Raw genomic sequence first — 4,148 nt, forward strand, 5'->3', positions numbered from 1 at the left:
CTTTGGGAGTTTAAAAGTAAATTAGTCCCCACACTTTGGGAGTTTTACCCCTCTTTTTTTGTTTTAATGTGGGGATTGTGTATATTTGCAGCAAATCAATCGTTTATGAAAAAGAAACTACCTATTACCAAGAATAAAGATGTTGTTGTTTCATGGGTATATACATGGTCAAAACAGCAAGACATGTCCATACACGAACAAAGAATAGTTCTTCGCATACTGGAAGCGTGCCAAGCTGAACTAAAGGGAGTAAAACTGAAAGATTATGCAGGCACGAAACGCAAGTTTGAGCATGGACTTTGGGATGTTGATGCACAAATGCATGTATCTGACGTTATTTTTTCCGGACGTGATTACAATGAAATCATAGCCGCACTCGATTCTTTGGCAGGACGTTTTTTTACTTACGAAGATGACGAGGAATGGTGGAAGTGCGGATTTATATCTAACCCAAAATATAAAAAACGCACTGGCATTATAACCTTTCGTGTGTCTAACGACCTTTGGGATGTGTTTACCAAGTTCGCCAAGGGGTACAGAGAATTTGAGTTAAACAAGGCTCTTGCGCTACCTACTGGGTATTCCCTTAGGTTTTACATGTTAATGAGTGGGCAGGTGTACCCTTTGGATATATCCCTTGAAAACTTGAAAGACCGTCTTGGCATACCTGCGGACAAATACAAGGACAAGAACGGAAAAGACAGAATAGATCATTTTGAGGAAAGAGTTTTGAAACCAGCAAAGGCTGCGCTTGATGAGAGCTGCCCATACACTTTCAACTACGTGAAAGTGCGTGAAAACCCAAACAACAAACGTAGCAAGGTGACCGGGTTTAGGTTCTACCCGGTCTATCAACCACAGTTCAGAGATGAAGAACTGGAAGGGAAAGAATTGCAAGCAAAGGTTACAGCACGATATCAGATAGACAGCCATGTGTACGAGTACCTCCGTTATTCCTGCGGCTTCACATCGGAAGAGATAAACCGGAACAAAGAGACATTCATAACGGCACAAGAAAAGATAACCGACCTTATCGGAGAACTGGCTCTCCTAAACGGAAAATCACGAGAAAAGAACAATCCGAAAGGGTGGATTATAAACGCCCTTAAAGGGAAAATCAAGGATAAGTAACAAGATTACCCGGCTGAAACACTCCGGGTAATCTTGTCAAATCAGAGGAACGATTTCCATTTCTACACCAAGTTCTTTCATCTGCTGTTGTATTTCCTCGCTGCTTAGTTTCTCTCTCGCCAGTGCAAGCCCATGAAAGGCGTCCCAGCCTGCCGGCTTCGAAACGATACTACCGTTTAGGACGGCATGGGTGATTTCGCCGCCGGACTTCGCACCCTTGTTCAGTATGAAGAAGAACCGGGGTTCTTCGTGTTCCGTTGTTCCCATAATTCGTAAAGTTAGATGTTTATTTATTCCCCTTTTGTTCCCTTGCCTGCTCTTGGTAGTATTCATAATACTGCTTGTAGTTATCCCGGTCTTTGGCTGCATCCGTCCAAAGATAGCACATGAAACAAGCGAACAATAGGGAGATAACAGCACAAAGGATTGAGTAGAACGAAATTCGTTTGTCCACATAACCGCCGTTTTTCATTCTGTACCCCTGCCGTTCAAAGTCCGCCAACACGTTTTTTAGGCGATTTTCGGCACTTTCAAGGCTTTTCCCGTCTATTTGTACCTTTCGGGCTGTTGCGTCCTCTATGCGCTTCGTATAGACTTCAACACGCTTTAGTTCTTGATACACCAGTTCTACCGCAAGCTGCGGGTTTACCCTTGGCGTTGTATCTTTTCTTTTCCGGGGGCTGTACTGTCCCTGCTTAACGTTGGAAGCTGCCGCTTCCGGGTGTGAGTTTGTTTCCATGAGATATGTTCATTGAGTTGCACTTCAGTTTGCTTTGTGTCCGCTCGATATGGGCGAGAGTGTAGCCTTTCCCTATCTCGCTTGCCTTATACTCCGTACCGCTTCGGGCTGTGACATAGTAGCCGTTAAGTTTCCCGGTGCTTGCCCTGGCTTCCCGGACTTTAAAACCTCTCTTACCAAGTTCTTCCTTGAATTTGGTAAAGTCAAAGCCCTGCATCTTCTTCAATACGCCGTCCATGGCTTCCTTGATTTCCGCTTTGTTGACTTTGCCAATGTCCTGCGACTGTACAAAGTTCCGTTCCTTGGCTATGGCATTGGCGGCTTCCGTTGCCTTTTTCCCTATCCAGTTGTCCCGGTACAGTTCCCCGGAAAGGGAAACCCGGTTTGCCAGTATGTGCAGGTGGGCTTGCTCTTTCTTGCTCTCCGTACCGCTGTGCCGGATGATGATGTACTGGTGGTTCGCCAACCCCATGCGCTGCATGAAGTCGTTACCAAGTTCCGCCCAGTCCGCATCCGTAAAGGTGGCGCTTTCCTCTATCGAGGGGCTGACCTCGAAACGTAGGCAGTTGTTTTTTACGTTCGGAAAATCAATGTGATACGGTTTCATTTCCTGCACCATTTCCGCACCAGTACACCCATAAAGTTCATGCCGGGCTATCTCGGTGGCTACTGCCTGCCCGTTTATCTCTTTGGCGAGGTCGTACTCCAATGCCGCCACACCATGTGATATGCTTTTCCCTTTCCCTATCATCGTGAGAGTATTTTTTTGAGCTCTGTAATTAGTGCCCGGTTCTCCTCGAACACTTCCCGGTACTGGCGACCACCGAAGTAGTTGTTCAGCCGTTGGAGCGTTCCTTTCAACTGGGCTATGTCCCGGAGAAGCTGCCGTTCCTCCTCGGTGTACCTCTCCCTTGGGCGCCCCCCAAGGGACAAACTCCGGCAGTATTCCGATACGCTTAGACTGCACCGGGCTGCCTGCTCCGCAAGTGCGTCCTTTTCAAGTTCGGTACACCGGAATGTAATCTTTTCGTTCCGTCTTAGTTCCATGCCACAAAGGTAATCTTAAAATCTTTTTGAGCAAAGCGAGAAAAGCAAGAATTGTCCGACAAGGACACTTCTTGCTATATATACACATGCCGCATGGGAATACATCCACGCCAACCGCCCAGCAAAAAGCCCCGGCGTGTTAGAAAATCCCCCACAGCCTAACAAATTCTACCCCATTTCTACCCAAGGGGATTACACGCCGCAGAAGTCATCCGGGAACATGTCTTCCAGTTCGTCCAAATCAATGGTTTCTTCTTCGGACACCTCCACCCATTCAATGTTTTCTTTCCCTCTTATCGCACATGAGTACATCTCGGCGGCGGCAAGAGAAGAGAACACCTCGTGCATAGGCTCGCCGTTCTCTAACCAGTAAACACAATATTCGACCATAACAGTTTTATCATTTATCGTTGTAATGCCCCTCTACCTCCAAGATGTAGACCTCTACCACTTCCTCGTAAATGTCATAGATTATCCGGTCATGGGCGGTAATGTGTCGAGACCATGTAATATCCCCACCGCCCCTTAACGCTTCGGGATGCCCAAGCCCAGTCTTAGGGTGCTCTAACAATTCTTTGTAGATTTTCTTATACTTCTTGAACAAATTGGGGTTTGATTTCTTCCATTTGGCAATCACCTTATCCACCCCGTCGGAAACCCTAATTGTGTACATCATAGACTATCGAAATAAGCGTCAATATCCTCACTGCTTTTGAGGGTAACACACTTTCCGGATTTGATTTCTTCCCTTGCCTTGTCAATCCTTGCTTGCAGCTCCGGGGTTATCATCAAATCTTCACGACCAACTTTTACCAAAGCGTAAATCTCGTTTTTCCTGCGAATTAGTACCTGCTCGCCATTGTCAGCTTTGGTGAAAGACGCTGCGAGGTTGTTACGGTATTCTCTTACTGATAATGCTTCCATATCTGTTTGCTTTTAAATTCAGCACAAAGATAGCTATATTTCAATAAAATACAAACATTTTGTACACAAACGTGTACACGCCATAAAAACCCGTTTCCAATCCTACCGCCCGTTGGTTGGTTTTGCTTTGCTCTTTTTCCCTATCGTTTTTCTTTTTCCGACAGTAAATCAACCACTTAGCTCTATAAATTCCCCTTGTCTGTTATAAGCATCGTCTGTAATATGCTCTATCACTTCTTCGCAAACGCCCATAAATAAAGGGATTAGAACATGTGTTTCCCCACACTTTGGGAGTTTAGTCCCCACA

8 protein-coding genes are annotated in these 4,148 nt (G+C 45.8%); 1 reads left to right on the forward strand and 7 read right to left on the reverse strand.

From position 1 onward, the window contains the following. The first annotated feature begins 105 nt into the window (after positions 1 to 105). A complete protein-coding gene (locus VYM24_RS25335) occupies positions 106 to 1,131 on the forward strand; it encodes a replication initiation protein (RefSeq protein WP_004295509.1) in 1,026 nt (341 codons plus the stop codon). 36 nt (positions 1,132 to 1,167) lie between these two features. On the opposite strand, the gene VYM24_RS25340 is transcribed toward VYM24_RS25335, so the two are convergent. The 7 genes from VYM24_RS25340 to VYM24_RS25370 all read right to left on the reverse strand — a co-directional run bounded on the left by VYM24_RS25340 (position 1,168) and on the right by VYM24_RS25370 (position 3,841). After that, complete coding sequence (locus tag VYM24_RS25340; protein WP_004295510.1) at positions 1,168 to 1,398, reverse strand: hypothetical protein; 231 nt, start codon at positions 1,396 to 1,398, stop codon at positions 1,168 to 1,170. A 19-nt stretch (positions 1,399 to 1,417) separates the two neighbouring features. Then, complete coding sequence (gene mbpC / locus VYM24_RS25345; protein ID WP_004295511.1) at positions 1,418 to 1,870, reverse strand: mobilization protein MbpC; 453 nt, start codon at positions 1,868 to 1,870, stop codon at positions 1,418 to 1,420. Then, positions 1,827 to 2,621: a mobilization protein MbpB gene (mbpB, locus tag VYM24_RS25350; RefSeq protein WP_007560590.1), complete on the reverse strand. Its 795-nt coding sequence runs from the start codon at positions 2,619 to 2,621 to the stop codon at positions 1,827 to 1,829. The genes mbpC and mbpB overlap by 44 nt, the downstream gene beginning before the upstream one ends. Further along, positions 2,618 to 2,917: a mobilization protein MbpA gene (gene mbpA, locus VYM24_RS25355; protein ID WP_004327437.1), complete on the reverse strand. Its 300-nt coding sequence runs from the start codon at positions 2,915 to 2,917 to the stop codon at positions 2,618 to 2,620. Before mbpA ends, mbpB begins: the two co-directional genes overlap by 4 nt. Before the next feature lie 192 nt (positions 2,918 to 3,109). Continuing rightward, complete coding sequence (locus VYM24_RS25360) at positions 3,110 to 3,307, reverse strand: hypothetical protein (RefSeq protein WP_004295503.1); 198 nt, start codon at positions 3,305 to 3,307, stop codon at positions 3,110 to 3,112. A gap of 10 nt (positions 3,308 to 3,317) precedes the next feature. After that, the gene (locus VYM24_RS25365; protein WP_004327436.1) at positions 3,318 to 3,593 is read right to left on the reverse strand and encodes a type II toxin-antitoxin system YoeB family toxin; all 276 of its coding nucleotides are present in this window, start codon (positions 3,591 to 3,593) and stop codon (positions 3,318 to 3,320) included. Continuing rightward, positions 3,590 to 3,841 carry a hypothetical protein gene (locus tag VYM24_RS25370; protein ID WP_004295507.1) on the reverse strand — a complete coding sequence of 84 codons (252 nt, stop codon included), beginning with the start codon at positions 3,839 to 3,841 and terminating at the stop codon, positions 3,590 to 3,592. The genes VYM24_RS25365 and VYM24_RS25370 overlap by 4 nt, the downstream gene beginning before the upstream one ends. Positions 3,842 to 4,148 lie beyond the last annotated feature (307 nt).

Source organism: Bacteroides sp. MSB163 (genome assembly GCF_036416795.1).
GTDB lineage: Bacteria > Bacteroidota > Bacteroidia > Bacteroidales > Bacteroidaceae > Bacteroides > Bacteroides maternus.

Bases quoted from the DNA above. Each gene is read 5' to 3' on its own strand.
- VYM24_RS25335 (WP_004295509.1), top strand. From the start codon at position 106: ATGAAAAAGAAACTACCTATTACCAAGAATAAAGATGTTGTTGTTTCA.
- VYM24_RS25340 (WP_004295510.1), bottom strand. From the start codon at position 1,398: ATGGGAACAACGGAACACGAAGAACCCCGGTTCTTCTTCATACTGAAC.
- mbpC (WP_004295511.1), bottom strand. From the start codon at position 1,870: ATGGAAACAAACTCACACCCGGAAGCGGCAGCTTCCAACGTTAAGCAG.
- mbpB (WP_007560590.1), bottom strand. From the start codon at position 2,621: ATGATAGGGAAAGGGAAAAGCATATCACATGGTGTGGCGGCATTGGAG.
- mbpA (WP_004327437.1), bottom strand. From the start codon at position 2,917: ATGGAACTAAGACGGAACGAAAAGATTACATTCCGGTGTACCGAACTT.
- VYM24_RS25360 (WP_004295503.1), bottom strand. From the start codon at position 3,307: ATGGTCGAATATTGTGTTTACTGGTTAGAGAACGGCGAGCCTATGCAC.
- VYM24_RS25365 (WP_004327436.1), bottom strand. From the start codon at position 3,593: ATGATGTACACAATTAGGGTTTCCGACGGGGTGGATAAGGTGATTGCC.
- VYM24_RS25370 (WP_004295507.1), bottom strand. From the start codon at position 3,841: ATGGAAGCATTATCAGTAAGAGAATACCGTAACAACCTCGCAGCGTCT.